Raw genomic sequence first — 16,799 nt, 5'->3', positions numbered from 1 at the left:
GCGGGTAAGCGCAAGCGCCACCCGCCATTTTCGTCAGAATGCTAAATTAATACAATGCTTTACCGCTGCTGTCTTTCACGTTGGTTTTCCATGCAGCACGAATCTGCTCAACCACGCTGTCTGGCAGGCTGGCGTAATCCAGGTCGTTAGCCTGTTTGCCGCCGTTTTTATATGCCCAGTCAAAGAACTTCAGCACTTCAGTACCTTGCTCTGGTTTCTTCTGATCTTTGTGAATCAGAATGAACGTTGTAGAAGTGATTGGCCACGCGTTGTCGCCTTTCTGGTTAGTCAGATCCTGTGCGAAGGATTTGCTCCAGTCAGCGCCTTTCGCTGCGTTAGCGAAGTTCTCTTCAGTTGGGCTAACCGGTTTGCCGTCAGCAGAAACCAGTTTGGTGTAAGCCAGGTTGTTCTGCTTAGCGTAAGCGTATTCTACGTAACCAATAGAGCCAGGCAGACGCTGTACGAAGGCAGCGATGCCGTCGTTACCTTTACCGCCCAGACCGGTTGGCCAGTTAACGGTAGAGCCGGAGCCGACTTTCGATTTCCACTCTTCGTTCACTTTTGCCAGGTAGCTGGTGAACACGAAGGAGGTACCAGAGCCGTCAGCGCGGCGAACCACAGCGATGTTCTGCGAAGGCAGCTTAACGCCAGGGTTCAGCTTAGTGATGGCTTCGTCATCCCATTTTTTGATTTTGCCCAGGTAGATGTCGCCCAGGGTTTTGCCGTCCAGCACCAGCTCGCCTGATTTCAGGCCAGGGATATTAACGGCCAGCACAACGCCGCCGATCACGGTCGGGAACTGGAACAGGCCTTCCTGATTCAGTTTTTCATCAGACAGCGGAGCGTCGGATGCGCCGAAATCAACGGTATTCGCGGTAATTTGTTTTACGCCACCGGAGGAGCCGATACCCTGATAGTTAACCTTGTTACCGGTTTCTTTCTGGTAGGTATCCGCCCATTTGGCATACACCGGCGCAGGGAAGGTTGCACCAGCGCCAGTCAGGCTTGCTGCTGCAAAAGCAGAGAAAGCGCTCAGAGATAAGGTCGCGGCGACAACAGTTGCGACAGTGGTACGCATAACTTTCATAATGTCTCCTGCAAGGATTTCGTAAATCATTGTTTAAGTGGCTACGATGAGCAAAATAGGACAAACAGGTGACAGATAAATGTACGAAATATGACAGTTTTATGACAATCAACGTGTTTGAGTTAAGGTAATGATTTTAATACAAATAAAATCATATCCCTGTCATGATAATGTCACACTGAGATGCGTTAAGCCTGGTTCAAAGATGTGAATATGACAACGGCTGTCATAAACAGCCGTTGTTATTAATTTTGAATTTCGAAGGTCACGGTTGCCCAGGCTTCAAAGGCGCCGGGCTTCGGAATACTCCCCGTCGCGCTGGCCGGGGCAGCAGAGAAGGTGAGCGAGTTAACTTCGGCGCCCCCCTGGTTGGCTCCCATATCCATATCCATGCTCCCCCCATTGACGTTGACGACGCGGTCCCATTTATCATAAATAACGATCCCTACGTCATCATTGCCGTTCACTTTCATCATCGTGGCGTCAGCGTCAACGGGATCGGCATGGAAAGCGGATCGGACGATGTTCTCATCCAGCATGCCGGTACATTTCACCTGTATCATCTTGCGGATTTTGCGGCTACCGACCGCCTCGCCTTTGGTGGCTGAAAACGCGCTGGCGGGAATTTTTCCAAAATCAATTTCCAGCGACTGACCCGGCGCAATCTCGCAGTTTTGCGGTACCACGATGTCTCCGGCAATTTTTATTTCGGCGAGCTTCTCGGTACTTGCCAGAGAGGACGCTTCATCGATACCGCCATAGAGCGTGGCAATCGTCGTACCCGGAACGGTAATTTTTCCAATAAAGGGCTTGTCGATCAAAAACGATATTTTTACCTGAGAGCCGGTATCAAGCGTTGCCTCTGAGCCCTCTACACTGGAGGTATAACAGTAGATACCGGACGTCACCCGGTTGGGCTCCGCCTCAAAGGGAACGGCGAGATAGTCACGTCCCAGCACGTGAATAGAGGACGCAATACTGAGGTGATCGTTCAACCTGTAGTAGGTATATCCATTTTTAACGGTATTAACGCTTAAGGGCGAACGCGCGGTGAAGTAGACGCTACGAAACGTGGTGGTGAAATGGGTCAGGCAGTTACATCCCAGTTTATACTGGGAAGGCGATTGCAGGGTCGTCAGATCGCGCACCTCGGTTCCCGCCTGGTTTTTATCTGCCGGTATTTCTGCCCCGTTAAGATTCAGATTGAAAATATAGGTGCCGCCGATGGCGAAACACACCCCGCCTTCTGTCGTCGCAGCGTGGGAAAAAGGGGTAAAAAGCAGCATGGCGACTGCTATAAAAGTGATACGTCGTTTCATCTCATTTCCCTATTGGCACACGACCGCTGTTTGAACCAGTTCAACACCCGTTGGTTTGGGGAACTGATAATGGACCTTGCAAGGTTTTGTCTTTTCACTCCCCCACTTCAGCGTGAACGTTCCCTCTTCCGGCATGCCCGAAAGATACAGTTCGCCATTCTCGCCGGTAATGCCCGACACGCTGCCCGTCGCCAGTTCGGCAGATGCCACTGCGCCAAAGGGAACCGGTTTGCCGTTGGCCTGTGTGACCTCAAAGAGCACGCGATAGCCAACGTGGGTGATAAATTCCGCCCGCACCACCGCACCTCGCGTGGGGATGACGTTAAGCACGCTGTTCTCCAGCTCGACGTTCGCTTTTTCAAAATAGCCGCTCTCAATTTCCACACGGTTTTCATCGTAAGCGTTAAGCTGCGTTTGAACGGTGTAGCCTCGCCAGTCGGTTGCCGTACCGGTGCCGTTTTCCATTGCCAGACCGGCTGCACCGGGTGCTTTAATCAGCGCCACGGTTTCACCCATCTCCTGCGAGAACGTCACTCCATCGCCATGCAGCAGGATCCCGCCGCGCGCGCCGTAGTTGAGCCGCTGGCTGTCCTGGTTGTAGTCATAGCTGCCGTTAACCGAACCATAGGTTCCGTCATATCCCACCCCCGCGCTGCTGCTGTACACACTGTCATCCGCATCCCAGGACTGCTGGAGGTTCCAGGAGAGATTACGGTTATCAAGCGCCGTACCGTTCAGGCCAAGCTGGTGCATTCCTTTTCCGCTGTTGTTCTGCGTGAGGCCGTAGCTCACATAGCTGTCCGGCAGCAACGCTGACAGCGGCACGGAGAACGACAGCATAAAAACCTGTTCGCTTTCTCGATCGTCGCTATCTGAATACTCCGCGCTCTGCGCCGTGGTGATGGAATCGCTGTAGTTCCAGGAGAGGTTCCAGGAAAGCGACCGCCAGACATTGCTGTAGCCAAGCTGAACCAGGCGTTCAACTTCGTCGGTTTTCCAGTACTGCTGGCGGCTCAGCGTGAGATAAATGTTCCCCATGCCATCGCCGAAATTCTGCGTCCAGGACCCTTCAAGCCGGCTGCGTCGGTTGCCCGTTACCCAGAAATCGCGCTGACTGTTCTGGCGTGACGCCCATTCATTGAGGGTGTAGTAGCCCTGTGTTGAGTAGCGATACCCCACCAGCCTCAGCGTGGTATCCGTTTCATCAAACCTTTTCGAATAGAGAAAACGCCAGGACTGGCCGGACTCCTCTGAGTCCTCGTCCGTAAACTGCGCACGTGCCTGGGTGATATCGACGGAAAACGCGCCAACTGCCCCCATATCTTTGCCGACCCCCACCGCTGCCGAGCGATACGCTTCCGCGGCCTGCACGCCACCGTAAACCGTTATCCCGGCAGGAAAGCCGTGCAGAATCTGCGCCTGAAAAACGTTGGGCTGGAATTCGCTTTGATCGCGCAGTTCACCTGCGCTGATATCGACGTCGGTCTGATCTTCACGCTTGAGGATGGCCAGCGAGGCGTAGGGCTGCGTGAAGTGTTGCTCACTGCCGTCTTCTTCTTTGATGGTCACGTCCAGGTCGCCGCCGGAGCTGGTGGTGTTTAAATCCTTTAGCGCAAACGGTCCCTGCGGCACGGCAGATTGGTAAATGATGTAGCCGTTCTGCCGAATAATCACCGTCGCATTGCTTTTCGCTACGCCCCGAACGACCGGCGCAAAGCCCGTCAGGCTGGAAGGAAGCATTTCATCATCGGTATACAGGCGCACGCCGCGCACCTGGGTACTGTCGAAGACATCGCTCGCGGTCCAGGTATCACCCATCATGATCTGGCTGCGTAACGTCGCGAGGTTTCGCTGCACATAGGTGCTGATGGAATGGTAATCCGAATGACCGTCAATGATGTTTAGCGTGCTGTAATTGCGTAAACGCCACGCGCCAATGTTCGCCCCGTTTCGCAGGTTCAGATAGTAGAAATCGCTATTGTCGTCATCATCAGACTGCAACGTGCTGGAGCCGGAAAAGTCATAGTTCATCATCAACGCATTAATACCTTCATCCCAGCGGGCAGGATTGATGGTGCCGCGGGCGGTGGTATCAATGTAAATCTGCGGCAGCGTGACGTTGAGCAGCAGCTTATCGGTATCGAACGTCCATGTGGCGCCAGGGATCAGCGGGGTAGGGTCCACACAGGCGTTTTCGTCCAGGCGATCCAGCGAACCGATCGCCGCCACCTTAGCCCCGAGCTCCGCAAGCACCGTCCTGACGTGCTTAAAACAGGGATGCAGCCTATCGCCAGCCTTATCTTCAATAAAGGTGACCTCCCGGCTATCGATAAACTCATCGTTAACATGAATATCAACCTTATAAGAGCCCGCAGGTAACGTATTGGCGCGGTTAAACTGGTGGATATCAACATCCACCGGATGGTCAATTTCAAGAAGCGCAGGGTTAAAGATATCTTTTGCCAGCGTCACGCCTGAAAAGCCGAGAGATACCCCCGAGGCCAGCGCAATGAAAAAACGGAAACACCCCATATCAAACATCCCTATGTTTACAGCGTGACGTGAATTTCCTGACTGATTGCCCCAAAATCGTTAACGAAACGCCAGACCAGCGCGTGGCCGTTAATCCCTTCCGGAAGCGGCAAACGAATGGTGTCAAAAGGGGGAATGATGTTTAAGGGAACGTCTTTTTTATCGACGGTGACATTCATAACGTTAATATGTAGCGGGCTCGGATTTTCAATCACTAGCTGCTGGTTTTGAACACGCCATTTAACCTTCGCCGCAGCCCGTTCAGGCGTGATATTCAGGGTCGCCGGACGCCAAAAAAGTTTTATCCGCGTCTTAATCGCAATTTCGAGCGAATTGGGGTTTGAACTGGACGGCGGAATATTTTTGATGTTGAGCCAGAACAGCGATTCCCGATCGTGAGGCAGTTCGCCCTTCACTTTCATGATGCGCAATACTTTCTCCTGCCCGGCCTCCAGCCTTGAAACCGGCGGAATAACGGTAAAAGGAGGTTTATTCGACGCTGTATCGCCTTTAAAAGGATCGACCCACTTCTGTATGAGATAAGGCGTGGTCGCTTCGTTATTTTTTATGCTAATTGTCGCATCGGATTTATCGCTACTATAAACAACGCGGGTTCCGCCAATAATGACGCCAGCCGTCGACAAGGGTGTTAAAAATGAAAAAGAGAGCATGATGAACAGAGTCAACAAACGCCGTAAATACATCAGTTATCCTCACATCCTGTGGAGGAGCCTGCAAAAAGGATAAAACAGGCTCCTGGCGAACAGCTGAAGATTATTTCAGGTATTCAATGGTGAACTGGGAATCCGCGTTCGCTGTACCCGGCGTAACCGTAGCCAGCGTCTGCACAAACTTCGCTTTAAAGCCCATGTCCGCTTTGCCGTCGGTGATAGCAACATAATTTGAATTGTTATACAGCGGGATCGCCGTATCATCGTTCAGGTTGAAGAGCTTGATTGCAACGCCGGTAGCCGTAACGGCTTCACCTTCGCCGGTGTAAATACCGTCAGTATCCGCTTCACCGTTAACAGGCGTGCCAATAGACAAATATCCTTTGCCGATGGTGTCTTTATCTTCTGTTCCGTCAAAACGAACTGCTGCCTGAGTATAGGTTGCAGGGCATTTCTCCAGTTTAATATGGAAATCTTTTACTGACGCCGTTGAGTCAATGCCGGAGAACGTCGTTTTGGCAACGCGGCCGATATTCACCGTCTGATCGGCGGTATCAGGCGTCACTTCACACGTTGAATCAATAACCTCTCCGCGGAAATGAACCGTACCATCCGCAGCAAATGATTGTCCTGCCATTAACGCCGATGCGAGTGCAATCGCCACCGTAATTCCATTATTTTTCATGATAACTCCATTAATTAAATCAATATTGCGTTTATCATAAAGACAACGCCATCCCAAATGCGATGAAATAATATTCTTCGGGAAGAATGATCTTCAAGGGGGGAGTTTAAATTAATGGAATAATGACGAACCAGAGCTGGAATAATAATAGAGAAAAACAAATATAATATTATTTTTGCTTTATCATTAAAATTCCTTTTCAGTATACACATAAAAAGGACACATATTTTATAAACAAACCATTTTTAGGATTCCGTTAATAAAAGCTGATCGTTTAGTGATCAAAATAGAAAATACTAATGCTCAGAAGCAATCTCGTTCATTATTCACACAATAAAGTAACGAAATACGTCAGAGTAAGATGATTGATAGCAAAGAGAAAGCTGATGAGAAAAAAGTAAGGAAGAAATGGCTACACGTCGTGTAGCCATTAACAGAAGGGATTATTCTACGGTGACCGATTTCGCCAGGTTACGCGGCTGGTCAACGTCGGTGCCTTTGATCAGCGCCACGTGGTAAGCCAGCAGCTGCAGCGGAACGGTGTAGAAGATCGGTGCAATCACCTCTTCAACGTGCGGCATCTCGATGATGTGCATATTGTCGCTGCTGGCGAAACCGGCATCTTTATCAGCGAAGACGTACAGCACGCCGCCGCGGGCGCGCACCTCTTCGATGTTGGATTTCAGTTTTTCCAGCAGTTCGTTGTTCGGTGCGACAACAATGACCGGCATATCCGCGTCAATCAGCGCCAGCGGGCCATGCTTCAGCTCGCCTGCCGCGTAGGCTTCCGCGTGGATGTAGGAGATCTCTTTCAGCTTCAGTGCGCCTTCCAGCGCAATAGGGTACTGATCGCCACGACCCAGGAACAGGGCGTGATGTTTGTCAGAGAAATCTTCCGCCAGCGCTTCAATACGTTTGTCCTGAGACAGCATCTGCTCAATACGGCTCGGCAGCGCCTGGAGACCGTGAACGATGTCGTGCTCAACGGAAGCATCTTCGCCTTTCAGACGCGCCAGCTTCGCCACCAGCATCAGCAGAACGGTCAGCTGAGTGGTAAACGCTTTGGTGGAGGCCACGCCGATTTCGGTGCCCGCTTTGGTCATCAGCGCCAGATCGGACTCACGCACCAGGGATGAGCCCGGAACGTTACAGATGGCCAGCGAGCCCAGATAACCCAATTCCTTAGACAGACGCAGCGCTGCCAGCGTATCCGCCGTTTCGCCGGACTGGGAAAGGGTGATCATCAGGCTGTTACGACGCACCGCAGACTTGCGATAGCGGAACTCAGACGCGATTTCCACGTCGCACGGCACACCCGCCAGGGATTCAAACCAGTAGCGAGAGACCATACCGGAGTTATAAGAAGTACCGCAGGCTACGATCTGAATATGTTCAACCTTGCCGAGCAGTTCGTTGGCGTTTGCCCCCAGCTCGCTCAGATCCACCTCGCCGTGGCTAATGCGCCCGGTCAGGGTATTTTTGATGGCGTTTGGCTGCTCGTAGATCTCTTTCTGCATGTAGTGACGGTAAGCGCCTTTGTCGCCCGCGTCGTACTGCAGGTTAGATTCGATCTCCTGACGCTTCACCTGCTCGCCTTTGGTATCGAAGACGGTCACGCTGCGGCGAGTCACTTCGGCGATATCGCCCTCTTCCAGGAAGATAAAGCGACGGGTGACCGGCAGGAGCGCCAGCTGATCGGAGGCGATAAAGTTTTCACCCATGCCCAGACCGATAACCATCGGGCTACCGGAACGCGCGGCCAGCAGGGTAGATGGATCGCGGGAGTCCATGATCACCGTACCATATGCACCGCGCAGCTGAGGGATAGCGCGCAGCACCGCATCACGCAGCGTACCGCCCTTTGCCAGCTCCCAGTGCACCAGGTGAGCAATCACTTCGGTGTCGGTTTCAGAGACGAAGGTATAGCCGCGCGCTTTCAGTTCTTCGCGCAGCGGTTCGTGGTTTTCGATAATGCCGTTATGCACCACCACGATGTGTTCAGACACATGCGGGTGCGCGTTACCTTCAGACGGTTCGCCGTGCGTCGCCCAGCGGGTGTGCGCAATACCGGTACCCCCGTGCAGCGGGTGTTCTTCCGCGGCCTGGGCCAGCATCTGCACTTTACCGAGACGACGCAGACGGGTCATATGCCCTTCTGCATCGACGACAGCCAGACCGGCAGAGTCGTAACCACGGTATTCCAGACGACGTAAACCTTCGAGAAGGATTTCAGCAATATCACGCTGCGCAACTGCGCCAACAATTCCACACATATTTTAGATTCCGAATTTAGGCATTATGCCTGCGTTGTCGCTGACCTGTATTTACCCTTTCCGGGCGCCCCGAGCCTTGTAGAGAGTGGGGTTATTTTTATGGGTACTGCTTGTGGGGGGAGATATATATTTATCTCCTCTCCCGGGTTTGCCTGATGACGGCTACGCCTTATCAGGCCTACTCAATCGTAGGGCGGGTAAGCGTAGCGCCACCCGCCTTGTTGTTACTTTTTCTTCACCGGGCGTTTCCAGCCCTGCTTGTGTACCTGCGGCACGCGGCTTAACACCAGCTCGTTATCCGCTACGTCGCGCGTGACGGTCGTGCCGGCGGCAATGGTTACGCCGTTACCCACGGTAACCGGTGCCACCAGCTGCGTGTCCGAGCCCACGAACACGTCATCGCCGATGATGGTTTTAAACTTATTGGCGCCGTCATAGTTACAGGTAATGGTTCCTGCACCAATATTCACGTTGTCGCCAATCTCCGCATCGCCCAGATAGGTTAAATGACCCGCTTTGGAGCCTTTACCCAGACGCGCTTTTTTCATTTCCACGAAGTTGCCCACGTGCGCGCCTTCCAGCAGCTCAGCACCCGGGCGCAGACGCGCAAACGGGCCGATAGTACACGCTGCGTCAAGATGAGCATCTTCCACCACGCTGTACGGGCTGATTTCGCAGTCGTCACCGATGACGCTGTTTTTAATCACGCAGCCGGCGCCAATTTTGACGCGGTTGCCCAGCGTGACGTTGCCTTCAAGAATAACGTTAGTATCGATCTCAACGTCGCGCCCGTGAGACACGGTGCCGCGCAAATCGAAACGCGCCGGATCGCGCAGCATCACGCCCGCGAGCAGCAGTTTTTCGGCCTGCTCGGACTGATAAATACGCTCAAGACGGGAAAGCTGCAGGCGGTTATTCACGCCGTCCGTTTCGCTGATGCGCGCCGGATGAACGGCGGCGATCTCACGCCCTTCGTGATACGCCATCGCAATGATGTCGGTGATGTAGTACTCACCTTGCGCGTTATTGTTGTCGAGCTGAGAGAGCCAGCGCTTCATGTCCGCGCCATTGGCAATCAGGATGCCGGTGTTGATCTCCTGAATCTTGCGCTGTTCATCACTGGCATCTTTATGTTCAACGATACCCGTTACGTTGCCGTTTTCACGCGTGATACGGCCATAGCCCGTTGGATCGTCCAGCACAACGGTCAATAAACCGATGCCGCCCTGCGGCTTGGCTGCACGCAGGCGAGTCAGCGTTTCAACGGAGATCAGCGGAACGTCGCCGTAAAGCATCAGAATATCTTCGTCATCGGCAAAGAACGGCGCAGCCTGCTGCATCGCATGACCGGTACCCAGCTGTTCAGCCTGAAGCACCCAGTTGAGCGCATCATCGCTCAGCGTCTTTTTAAGCAGATCGCCGCCGTGGCCGTAGACCAGGTGAACCTGACGGGCACCCAGTTCATTCGCTGCATCAATAACATGCTGCACCATTGGCTTTCCTGCCAGCGTGTGGAGCACTTTAGGCAGATCGGAATACATGCGGGTACCTTTGCCAGCGGCAAGGATCACCACGCTCATCGCACTGTTTGACATACGCATCCTGACGGTAGTTTGAGTGAGAAGTAAAAACGTTTGATGCCTAAAATTCTACATCTTTTTCATCATGAATTAAGGATGAAAAAAAAAGCCAGTCTGGTATCCAGACTGGCTTTTGTGCTTTTCAAGCCGGTGTTACATCGCTTTTTTGGTCAACTCGATAACGCGCAGTTTCGCGATCGCTTTGGCCAGCTCCGCAGACGCCTGAGCGTAATCCACGTCACCATGAGAGCTGCTAATGTGCTCTTCAGCCTTACGCTTCGATTCCAGGGCTCGCGCTTCGTCGAGATCCTGGCCACGAATAGCGGTATCGGCCAGAACGGTCACACTGCCAGGCTGCACTTCAAGAATGCCGCCGGACAGATAGATAAACTCTTCGTGACCGAACTGTTTAACGATGCGGATCATACCAGGCTTAATGGCGGTGAGCAGCGGTGCGTGACCCGGGAAAATACCCAGTTCACCTTCACTGCCCGTTACCTGGATTTTCTCGACCAGACCAGAGAACATTTGTTGCTCTGCGCTGACGACGTCCAGGTGGTAAGTCATTGCCATATCACCCTCCGATTAAGGCGTTAAAGTTTTTTGGCTTTTTCCACGGCTTCTTCGATGGAACCAACCATGTAGAACGCCTGCTCTGGCAGGTGATCGTATTCGCCTTCCATGATGCCTTTAAAGCCACGGATGGTGTCTTTCAGGGAAACGTATTTACCCGGAGAACCGGTGAATACTTCCGCAACGAAGAACGGCTGGGACAGGAAGCGCTGGATCTTACGCGCACGTGCTACCACCAGTTTGTCTTCTTCAGACAGTTCATCCATACCCAGGATGGCGATGATGTCTTTCAGTTCCTGGTAACGCTGCAGCAGGGACTGTACGCCACGCGCGGTGTCGTAGTGTTCCTGACCAACAACCAGTGGATCCAGCTGACGGCTGGTGGAGTCCAGCGGGTCAACGGCCGGGTAGATACCCAGAGACGCGATCTGACGGCTCAGTACCACGGTTGCGTCTAAGTGCGCAAAGGTGGTTGCTGGAGATGGGTCAGTCAAGTCATCCGCAGGTACGTATACCGCCTGAACAGAGGTGATAGAACCGGTTTTGGTAGAGGTGATACGTTCCTGAAGAACACCCATCTCTTCCGCAAGCGTAGGCTGATAACCTACCGCTGAAGGCATACGACCCAGCAGTGCAGATACTTCGGTACCGGCCAGGGTGTAACGATAGATGTTATCAACGAACAGCAGAACGTCACGGCCTTCGTCACGGAATTTCTCAGCCATCGTCAGACCAGTCAGCGCAACGCGCAGACGGTTTCCTGGTGGCTCGTTCATCTGGCCGTAAACCAGGGATACTTTGTCCAGAACGTTGGAGTCGGTCATTTCGTGGTAGAAGTCGTTACCCTCACGAGTACGTTCACCTACGCCCGCAAACACAGAGTAACCGGAGTGCTCGATCGCGATGTTACGGATCAGCTCCATCATGTTTACGGTTTTACCTACACCCGCACCACCGAACAGACCAACTTTACCGCCCTTCGCAAACGGACACATCAGGTCGATAACTTTGATGCCGGTTTCCAGCAGTTCCTGAGAGCTGGACAGCTCTTCGTAGGAAGGTGCCGCGCGGTGGATAGCCCAACGCTCTTCTTCGCCGATGTCGCCTTTCATGTCGATTGGCTGACCCAATACGTTCATGATACGACCCAGCGTTGCTTTACCTACCGGGACTTCGATCGGGTGCTCAAGGTCTTTAACTTCCAGACCACGACGCAGACCGTCGGAAGAACCCATGGCGATGGTACGCACGATACCGCCGCCGAGCTGCTGCTGAACTTCCAGCACCAGGCTCTCGTTACCATTCTGTACCTCAAGCGCGTCGTACACGCGTGGTACGGCGTCCTGAGGGAACTCGACGTCCACCACGGCGCCGATTACCTGGACAATCTTTCCAGTAGCCATCTTGAATCCTCTACGTAATTCGTAAACCTGGTTAAACCGCGGCGGCCCCCGAGACGATCTCGGTGAGTTCCTGAGTAATGCTGGCCTGACGAGCTTTGTTGTAAACCAACTGCAGCTCTTTAATCAGGCTGCCGCCATTATCGGTCGCGGCTTTCATCGCCACCATTCGTGCGGCCTGCTCGCTGGCCAGGTTTTCTACAACGCCCTGATAAACCTGAGATTCAACGTAACGACGCAGCAGGGTATCCAGCAGCGGTTTCGGATCGGGTTCATACAGGTAATCCCAGGCTTTCTGCTTCAGCTCGTCATCTTCTGATGCCGGTAACGGCAGCATCTGAGTGAGCGTTGGAACCTGAGACATGGTGTTAATGAATTTGTTGCTGACAACGTACAGTCTGTCCAGACGGCCTTCATCGTAGGCCTGCAACATCACTTTAACCGGGCCGATCAGTTCGGACAGGGACGGGTTATCACCCATACCGGTCACCTGAGCGACAATGTTGCCACCAACGGAGTTAAAGAAAGAGACGCCTTTAGAGCCAATCAGTGCCAGATCGCACTGAACGCCTTTATCAGACCAGCCTTTCATATCCGCCAGCAGTTTTTTGAACAGGTTAATGTTCAAGCCGCCACACAGACCACGGTCAGTCGACACCACCAGGTAGCCCACGCGCTTAACGTCGCGTTCTTCCAGGTAAGGGTGCTTATATTCCAGATTACCGTTTGCAAGGTGACCAATCACTTTGCGCATGGTCTCTGCATAAGGACGGCTGGCCGCCATGCGATCCTGCGATTTACGCATTTTGGAAGCGGCGACCATCTCCATCGCTTTAGTGATCTTTTGCGTGTTCTGGACGCTTGCGATCTTACTACGTATCTCTTTTGCGCCGGCCATGAGCTTCTCCTCAATGCCAGGCGGCTTGCCCTGAGACAAGCCGCCGGACGATTACCAGGATTGGGTTGCTTTGAAGGAATCGAGGATAGCTTTCAGCTTGCCTTCGATTTCGTCGTTATAGCCACCGGTCTGGTTGATCTCTTGCATCAGCGGAGCGTGATCACGGTCGACGTAAGCCAGCAGAGCGGCTTCGAAGCTACCGATTTTCGCCAGTTCCACATCTTCGAGGTAACCGCGTTCAGCCGCGAACAGCACCAGGCCCTGCTGAGCAACAGACATTGGAGCGTACTGTTTCTGCTTCAGCAGCTCGGTCACTTTCTGACCGTGGCTCAGTTGTTTACGGGTTGCTTCGTCCAGATCGGATGCGAACTGAGAGAACGCAGCCAGTTCACGATACTGTGCCAGCGCGGTACGGATACCACCGGACAGTTTCTTGATGATCTTGGTCTGAGCAGCACCACCCACACGGGATACGGAGATACCCGGGTTAACAGCCGGACGAATACCGGAGTTAAACAGGTTGGTTTCCAGGAAGATCTGACCATCGGTAATGGAGATTACGTTGGTCGGAACGAACGCAGAAACGTCACCCGCCTGGGTTTCAATGATCGGCAGCGCGGTCAGAGAACCTGTTTTACCCTTCACTTCACCTTTGGTGAAGTTCTCGACGTATTCCGCGTTAACGCGGGAAGCACGCTCCAGCAGACGAGAGTGGAGGTAGAATACGTCGCCCGGGAATGCTTCACGTCCTGGTGGACGACGGAGCAGCAGGGAAACCTGACGATAAGCAACAGCCTGTTTAGACAGGTCATCGTATACGATCAGCGCATCTTCACCGCGGTCACGGAAGTATTCGCCCATTGCGCAACCGGCGTATGGCGCCAGGTATTGCAGTGCAGCAGATTCAGACGCGGTTGCTACCACAACGATGGTGTTAGACAGTGCGCCGTGCTCTTCCAGTTTACGAACCACGTTAGAAATGGTGGACGCTTTCTGGCCGATAGCCACGTACACACATTTGATGCCGGAGTCACGCTGGTTGATGATGGCGTCGATTGCCATCGCGGTTTTACCGGTCTGACGGTCACCGATGATCAGTTCACGCTGACCACGACCGATTGGGATCATGGCGTCAACGGACTTATAACCAGTCTGCACTGGCTGATCAACGGACTGACGGTCGATAACGCCTGGTGCGATAACTTCGATTGGGGAGAAGCCATCGTGCTCAACCGGACCTTTACCGTCGATTGGCGCACCCAGGGTGTTAACAACGCGACCCAGCAGGCCACGGCCAACCGGCACTTCCAGAATACGGCCAGTACACTTAACCTTCATGCCTTCGGCGAGGTCAGCGTATGGACCCATCACAACTGCACCTACGGAGTCGCGCTCCAGGTTCAGTGCGATAGCGTAACGGTTACCCGGCAGGGAAATCATCTCACCCTGCATACAATCGGCCAGGCCGTGGATGCGGATAACACCGTCACTTACAGAAACAATAGTACCTTCGTTGTGAGCTTCACTCACAACATTGAACTGAGCAATGCGCTGCTTGATCAGTTCGCTGATTTCGGTGGAATTCAGTTGCATGCTCCAGTCCCCTTAAGACTGCAAGACGTCTGCAAGGCGCTCAAGACGGCCGCGTACGCTGCCATCAATGACCATATCACCCGAGCGGATGATTACGCCTGCCATTACAGACTTATCGATTTTGCAATTCAGCTTAACTTTGCGTGACAGACGTTTTTCCATCGCGGCGGTGATTTTCGCAAGCTGTTCGTCACTCAGTTCAGTCGCGGAAGTCACTTCGACTTCTGCAGTTGCTTCACTAAGGGCACGTAAGTGCTCAAACTGCTCGAGAACATCCGGGAGCACACGGAGACGACCATTTTCTGCCATGACCTTAATCAGGTTCTGGCCGTTGGCATCCAGTTGCTCTCCGCACACGGCGATAAACGACGCGGCGAGGGTTTCAGGCGCTAACGCACCGGAAAGCAACTCGGCCATTTGTTCGTTTTTCGTCACCTCAGCGGCAAACGCCAGCATATTCTGCCAGCGATCGACATTTTGGTGTTCGACAGCAAAGTCAAAAGCTGCTTTGGCGTAGGGGCGAGCTACCGTAACAAATTCAGACATCAGCCCCTCCCTCCTTACAGTTCAGCGACAAGTTTGTCCACGATGTCGCTGTTAGCAGCTTCATCCACGGAACGTTCGATGATCTTCTCGGCGCCAGCAACAGCCAGAATCGCAACCTGCTTACGCAGTTCTTCACGAGCACGTTTACGCTCAGCTTCAATTTCAGCCTGAGCCTGTGTCACGATCTTAGTACGTTCCTGTTCTGCTTCAGCTTTGGCTTCGTCCAGGATCTGAGAACGGCGCTTGTTAGCCTGTTCAATGATTACCTGAGCTTCAGCTTTCGCTTTTTTCAGCTGGTCTGTCGCGTTGGCCTGTGCAAGGTCCAAATCTTTCTTAGCGCGTTCTGCGGAAGCCAGACCGTCAGCAATTTCTTTCTGACGTTTTTCGATGGCAGCCATTAAAGGCGGCCATACATACTTCATGCAGAACCAGACAAAGAGAATAAACGCGATGGCCTGGCCGAGGATTGTTGCGTTCATGTTCACAGCACAATACCTCTTAAATTTCTGTGGCTTGGGGTTTTAAAACAACTACTACGCGACAGCAAACATCACGTACAGACCCAGACCTACAGCGATCATTGGGATAGCATCCACCAGACCCATAACGATAAAGAACTGAGTACGCAGCAGAGGAATCAGATCAGGTTGACGCGCTGCGCCTTCCAGGAATTTACCTCCGAGGATGCCGATACCGATCGCAGCACCGATAGCCGCCAGACCCATCATCACAGCGGCAGCCATGTACAGCAGATCCATATTCAGGTTTTCCATGACAGTCTCCAGTTTGTTTCAATTAAAACGTAGTAGTGTTGGTAAAAAATCAGTGCTCTTCAGACGCCATCGACAGATAGACGATCGTCAGAACCATGAAGATAAAGGCTTGCAGCGTAATGATCAGGATGTGGAAAATGGCCCATGGCACATTCAGAACCCACTGTGACCACCACGGCAGAAGACCCGCGATCAGAATGAAAATCAGCTCACCCGCATACATGTTGCCGAACAGTCGCAGACCCAGTGAAACAGGTTTGGACAGCAGGCTAACGCCTTCCAGGATCAGGTTGACCGGAATAAACGCCCAGTGGTTGAACGGCTGCAAGGTAAGCTCTTTCACAAAGCCGCTTACGCCTTTCATTTTGATGCTGTAGAAAAGAATCAGGATAAACACGCCCAGCGCCATCGACAGGGTGATGTTCACGTCCGCAGACGGTACAACACGCAGCGCAGGCAGGCCGAAGATGTGCTCGCCGATGAACGGCAGCAGGTCAATTGGCAGCAGGTCCATCAGGTTCATCAGGAAGACCCAAACGAACACGGTCAGGGCCAGCGGAGCAATCAGCTTGCTCTTACCATGGTACATGTCTTTCACGCTGCCATGGACGAAGCCGATGATCATCTCAACGAACGTCTGGAATTTCCCTGGAACACCGCTGGTCGCTTTTTTAGCAACGCTGCGGAACATGGCCAGGAACAGAAGACCCAAAACCACCGAGAAGAACATGGAGTCGATGTTGATCGTCCAGAAGGTGGCCGGGGGGTTATGTGGATCCACCAGCGAGAATGTACGCAGGTCCAGCTGAAGGTTATTCAGATGGTGACCTATGTAATCCTGCGGCGTCATATTTTCTGAAGCCATGATG

15 protein-coding genes are annotated in these 16,799 nt (G+C 52.9%); all 15 read right to left on the bottom strand.

Annotation, left to right across the window (positions count from 1 at the left end):
- Positions 1-46: 46 nt before the first annotated feature.
- A complete protein-coding gene (gene pstS / locus DG357_RS22800; RefSeq protein ID WP_028014923.1) occupies positions 47-1,087 on the bottom strand; it encodes a phosphate ABC transporter substrate-binding protein PstS in 1,041 nt (346 codons plus the stop codon).
- A gap of 245 nt (positions 1,088-1,332) precedes the next feature.
- Positions 1,333-2,406: a fimbrial protein StgD gene (gene stgD / locus DG357_RS22795; RefSeq protein ID WP_088204435.1), complete on the bottom strand. Its 1,074-nt coding sequence runs from the start codon at positions 2,404-2,406 to the stop codon at positions 1,333-1,335.
- Positions 2,407-2,415: 9 nt separating this feature from the next.
- A complete protein-coding gene (locus DG357_RS22790) occupies positions 2,416-4,938 on the bottom strand; it encodes a fimbria/pilus outer membrane usher protein (RefSeq protein WP_088204496.1) in 2,523 nt (840 codons plus the stop codon).
- A 17-nt stretch (positions 4,939-4,955) separates the two neighbouring features.
- Positions 4,956-5,642, bottom strand: a complete 687-nt coding sequence (locus tag DG357_RS22785; RefSeq protein WP_088204434.1) for a fimbrial chaperone — start codon at positions 5,640-5,642, stop codon at positions 4,956-4,958.
- Between the two features lie 70 nt (positions 5,643-5,712).
- Positions 5,713-6,294: a chaperone-usher fimbrial major subunit gene (locus tag DG357_RS22780; RefSeq protein WP_047366742.1), complete on the bottom strand. Its 582-nt coding sequence runs from the start codon at positions 6,292-6,294 to the stop codon at positions 5,713-5,715.
- Positions 6,295-6,737: 443 nt separating this feature from the next.
- On the bottom strand, positions 6,738-8,567 hold the full coding sequence (glmS, locus tag DG357_RS22775; protein ID WP_047366743.1) for a glutamine--fructose-6-phosphate transaminase (isomerizing): 1,830 nt from the start codon (positions 8,565-8,567) through the stop codon (positions 6,738-6,740).
- Between the two features lie 224 nt (positions 8,568-8,791).
- A complete protein-coding gene (gene glmU, locus DG357_RS22770) occupies positions 8,792-10,162 on the bottom strand; it encodes a bifunctional UDP-N-acetylglucosamine diphosphorylase/glucosamine-1-phosphate N-acetyltransferase GlmU (RefSeq protein ID WP_088204433.1) in 1,371 nt (456 codons plus the stop codon).
- A 138-nt stretch (positions 10,163-10,300) separates the two neighbouring features.
- Positions 10,301-10,720: a F0F1 ATP synthase subunit epsilon gene (locus DG357_RS22765; RefSeq protein WP_006177560.1), complete on the bottom strand. Its 420-nt coding sequence runs from the start codon at positions 10,718-10,720 to the stop codon at positions 10,301-10,303.
- A gap of 20 nt (positions 10,721-10,740) precedes the next feature.
- The gene (gene atpD, locus DG357_RS22760) at positions 10,741-12,123 is read right to left on the bottom strand and encodes a F0F1 ATP synthase subunit beta (protein WP_003862362.1); all 1,383 of its coding nucleotides are present in this window, start codon (positions 12,121-12,123) and stop codon (positions 10,741-10,743) included.
- A gap of 31 nt (positions 12,124-12,154) precedes the next feature.
- Positions 12,155-13,018 carry a F0F1 ATP synthase subunit gamma gene (gene atpG, locus DG357_RS22755; RefSeq protein ID WP_003862364.1) on the bottom strand — a complete coding sequence of 288 codons (864 nt, stop codon included), beginning with the start codon at positions 13,016-13,018 and terminating at the stop codon, positions 12,155-12,157.
- Between the two features lie 51 nt (positions 13,019-13,069).
- On the bottom strand, positions 13,070-14,611 hold the full coding sequence (atpA, locus tag DG357_RS22750) for a F0F1 ATP synthase subunit alpha (RefSeq protein WP_003862367.1): 1,542 nt from the start codon (positions 14,609-14,611) through the stop codon (positions 13,070-13,072).
- Positions 14,612-14,623: 12 nt separating this feature from the next.
- The gene (gene atpH, locus DG357_RS22745; protein ID WP_003862369.1) at positions 14,624-15,157 is read right to left on the bottom strand and encodes a F0F1 ATP synthase subunit delta; all 534 of its coding nucleotides are present in this window, start codon (positions 15,155-15,157) and stop codon (positions 14,624-14,626) included.
- Between the two features lie 14 nt (positions 15,158-15,171).
- On the bottom strand, positions 15,172-15,642 hold the full coding sequence (gene atpF / locus DG357_RS22740) for a F0F1 ATP synthase subunit B (RefSeq protein WP_003862370.1): 471 nt from the start codon (positions 15,640-15,642) through the stop codon (positions 15,172-15,174).
- A gap of 48 nt (positions 15,643-15,690) precedes the next feature.
- Positions 15,691-15,930, bottom strand: coding sequence for a F0F1 ATP synthase subunit C (gene atpE / locus DG357_RS22735; protein ID WP_000429386.1), 240 nt, complete (start codon positions 15,928-15,930; stop codon positions 15,691-15,693).
- Positions 15,931-15,979: 49 nt separating this feature from the next.
- A complete protein-coding gene (gene atpB / locus DG357_RS22730) occupies positions 15,980-16,795 on the bottom strand; it encodes a F0F1 ATP synthase subunit A (RefSeq protein WP_028014916.1) in 816 nt (271 codons plus the stop codon).
- Positions 16,796-16,799 lie beyond the last annotated feature (4 nt).

It is taken from the genome of Enterobacter bugandensis, from assembly GCF_900324475.1.
Taxonomy (GTDB): domain Bacteria; phylum Pseudomonadota; class Gammaproteobacteria; order Enterobacterales; family Enterobacteriaceae; genus Enterobacter; species Enterobacter bugandensis.
The sequence above is the reverse complement of the archived record's forward strand: the minus strand, read 5'-3'. Positions and strand labels throughout refer to the sequence as shown.